This is a genomic window from Clostridioides sp. ZZV15-6598, from assembly GCF_020657705.1.
Taxonomy (GTDB): domain Bacteria; phylum Bacillota; class Clostridia; order Peptostreptococcales; family Peptostreptococcaceae; genus Clostridioides; species Clostridioides difficile_F.
In genome coordinates this window covers 1-3,256 of record NZ_JAGWCS010000229.1, presented here as the reverse complement: position 1 = coordinate 3,256, position 3,256 = coordinate 1, and the positions used below count along the sequence as shown (strand labels likewise).

General features: G+C 30.1%; 5 protein-coding genes. All 5 read left to right on the top strand.

Annotated features, from left to right (window positions below; translation table 11 throughout):
- Positions 1-720: YqaJ viral recombinase family protein (locus KGF50_RS20915; RefSeq protein ID WP_227849843.1), on the top strand; the 720-nt coding region annotated here is incomplete at its 5' end.
- Positions 721-732: 12 nt separating this feature from the next.
- A complete protein-coding gene (recT, locus tag KGF50_RS20910; protein WP_227849842.1) occupies positions 733-1,575 on the top strand; it encodes a recombination protein RecT in 843 nt (280 codons plus the stop codon).
- A 12-nt stretch (positions 1,576-1,587) separates the two neighbouring features.
- Positions 1,588-2,505 carry a DnaD domain protein gene (locus tag KGF50_RS22620; protein WP_227849841.1) on the top strand — a complete coding sequence of 306 codons (918 nt, stop codon included), beginning with the start codon at positions 1,588-1,590 and terminating at the stop codon, positions 2,503-2,505.
- 78 nt (positions 2,506-2,583) lie between these two features.
- Positions 2,584-2,841 carry a hypothetical protein gene (locus KGF50_RS20900; RefSeq protein ID WP_227849840.1) on the top strand — a complete coding sequence of 86 codons (258 nt, stop codon included), beginning with the start codon at positions 2,584-2,586 and terminating at the stop codon, positions 2,839-2,841.
- Between the two features lie 15 nt (positions 2,842-2,856).
- Positions 2,857-3,204, top strand: a complete 348-nt coding sequence (locus KGF50_RS20895; protein ID WP_227849839.1) for a hypothetical protein — start codon at positions 2,857-2,859, stop codon at positions 3,202-3,204.
- Positions 3,205-3,256: the final 52 nt, after the last annotated feature.

Sequence of the window (3,256 nt, the reverse complement as noted above, 5' to 3'; positions counted from 1 at the left end):
GTTGCAGAACTTTTTACAGAAGAAACTGGTCTTAAGGTCCGTAATGTAAATGGAATGTTGAAAAATGAAAAGTATCCTTTTGCAATAGCTAATATAGATAGAGCAATAGTTGGAGAGAAAGCCTTTTTAGAATGTAAGACAACTAATAGTTTTTCTATAAAAGAATGGGAAAATGGAGTTCCACTTCATTATGAAATACAGTGTCTACACTATATGGCTGTTACAGGAGCTACACATTGTTATATAGCAGCACTTCTTGGAAATGAAAAGTTTGTATGGCACAAGATAAATAGAGATGAAGAAGTAATTGAAAATCTGATGAAAATAGAGAGTGAGTTTTGGGAAGAGAATGTATTAAAAGATATATTACCAATTCCTGATGGTTCAGATGCTTATAGTGAATTTCTAAAAGCAAGATATAAAGACTCAGTTAGAGAGAAAATAGAACTAAATTTACTAGAAGATGGTAGTTTAAAGTTAAGAAGATATGATGAAATAGTTTCTCAAATGAAGAAATTAAAAGGAGAAAAACAATTAATAGAACAAGAAATACAAAGCGAAATGAGAGAGTTTGAGTTAGCTACATTAGACGGAAGAATAATAACTTGGAAAGGAGCTACCAAAAGGTCCATTGATACCAAAAAGCTTAGAGAAGAAATGCCTGATATAGCAGAAAAATATACAAATATAAGTTCATACAGAACATTTAAAATAAAATAGGGGGTAATATATATGGCTAGTGAAAAAGCAAAAGGAGCATTAGAAAAGAAAGTTTCAGGAACAAGTACAGTTAAAGTAAGTCCAAGCAAAGGTATGGAACAACTTATGAATAAAATGGCAAGTCAGATAAAAAAAGCTTTACCTAGTATGGTTTCAAGTGAGAGGTTTCAAAGAGTTGCCCTAACAGCTTTTAGTAACAATCCAAGGTTACAATCATGTGAGCCTATGAGTTTTATAGCAGCAATGATGGAATCAGCTCAATTAGGACTTGAGCCTAACACACCTTTAGGTCAAGCATATTTAATACCATATGGTAAGAAGGTACAATTCCAAATTGGATATAAAGGTCTTTTAGAATTAGCACAAAGAAGTGGAAAGATAAAAACTATATATGCTCATAAAATAAGGGAAAACGACAAGTTTGAGATTAAATATGGTCTTCACCAAGACTTAGTTCATGAACCTAAGTTAAACGGTGATAGAGGAGAAATAATTGGATATTATGCAGTATGTCATTTAGATACAGGCGGTCATAGCTTTTCTTTTATGACTAAAGAGGAAATTGTAGAATTTGCTAAGAGTAAAAGCAAAAGTTACAGCAGTGGACCATGGCAAACTGATTTTGATTCAATGGCTAAAAAGACAGTTATAAAACAGTTATTAAAATATGCACCACTTAGTATAGAATTGCAAAAGGCTATGGTAGGTGATGAAACAATAAAAACTGAAATAGATGAAGACATGAGTATGGTTGTAGATGAAAGTGAGAGTATAGATGTTGATTTTGAAGTAAAAGAGAGTGAAGATACAGAAGATAGTCAAATAAGTGCTGAAGAAAATATAAATATTGAGTAAGAAGGTGATAGAGTGGCAAAATATAGAATTTTACAAGCTAACTTTTGGGATGATGCTTTTGTACTAGATTTAACTCCTGAAGAAAAATATTTTTATAATTATTTACTTACAAATGGGAGAGCGAGCCAATGTGGGTGTTATGAACTGCCATACAAAATTATGGAAATGCAAACAGGGTACAATAGAGAAACTGTAGAGAAGTTAATCAAAAGATTTATAGAATACGGAAAAATAAAATATGATTCTGCGACTAAAGAAATTTTAATAATTAATTGGAGTAAACATAATTTTTCTAAAAGTCCAAAAGTACGTACTTGTATCTTAAAAGAGGTTGAAAGCATTAAAAATAAAGAGTTTAGGGAGTATATGTATAGAGTATGTATAGACTATGGATACAGTATCGATACAGTATCTATAGACTATGGGGAAAAAGAAAAAGAAAAACAAAAAGAAAAAGAAAAAGAAAAAGAAGAAGAAAAAGAAAAACAAAAAGAAAAAGAAAAACAAAAAGAAAAAGTAGAACCGTTAATTTGTGAAGAACAGGGAAAAAATGAGTTAAAAGAATTTAAGAAGCTGTATGAAGAAAATATAGGAGTGGTATATCCGGTTACAGGGGAATGGTTAATAGAAATTTCTAGTGATGTAGATATAAGATTATTCAAATCTGCTATAGAGATATGTGCTGAAAAGATGAATATGAATCTAGCTTACTTAAAAGGTATCCTTAAAAAGTGGAAGGATGCGAATATTACTACATACGAACAACTGGAATCATATAGATTACAGCAAGAAAATAAGAAAAGAACAAAAGGACCTAATAATAAGTTGAGTAAAAATAAATTTGCTAATTTTGAACAAACATTTACTCAATATTCAGAGAATGAACTAGATAAAATTATAAAGAAAAGTCAGAAAGAAAAGTTCGGTTAAATTAAATAGTCTAGGGAGTAATTATACAATCTTACTTCCTAGAAGTTAAAATAAATTAAATAAATTGGAGGGATAGAAATGATAATAATTAGAAGTCAAGATAGATTAGATTTAATGAGAGTTAATAGAGTTGAAATAAGTAATAAACAAGTATGTGCAGTGTTTGAAGAGGAATCAAATGCTAGAGAAATAGGTAGATATAAATCAGAAGAAAGAGCTATACAGGTGTTAAATGAAATACAGAAGTTTATTGAAAATGGAGTAAGAACTGATTATATAGATTCTTGTAGAGTTAGACATAAACAAGAGAAAATATTTGAAATGCCAGTTGAATAAGGAGGGGGCGAAGATATGGCTAAAGTTTGGGTAGATGCTGGAACGTTTTTGGAAACTAAAGATATAGGAGATATTGAATGTAATCTAAGAGAAATGATAAATAAAAATAAACAAAAAAATTTAATTGCTAGAATAAATTCCAAAGGACAAGGAAGAAAAAGTAAGAAAGTAGAGTGTACTAACATCATTACTGGAGAGAGTAAAATATTTGTCAGTGCTGTCGAAGCAAGTAAATGTTTATATTTTACAGAACTTTATATTACTCGTCTAGCAAGAACAGGAAAGACTACTAAAAATGGTTGGAAAGTTAGATATATTAAAGAGGTGACAGATGGTATTAGCAAATGTGGAGCAGGTAATTAAGTTAGCAGAAAAGATACTAAATAAGAAAAAGTGTTCTGTTAATAAGGCGATT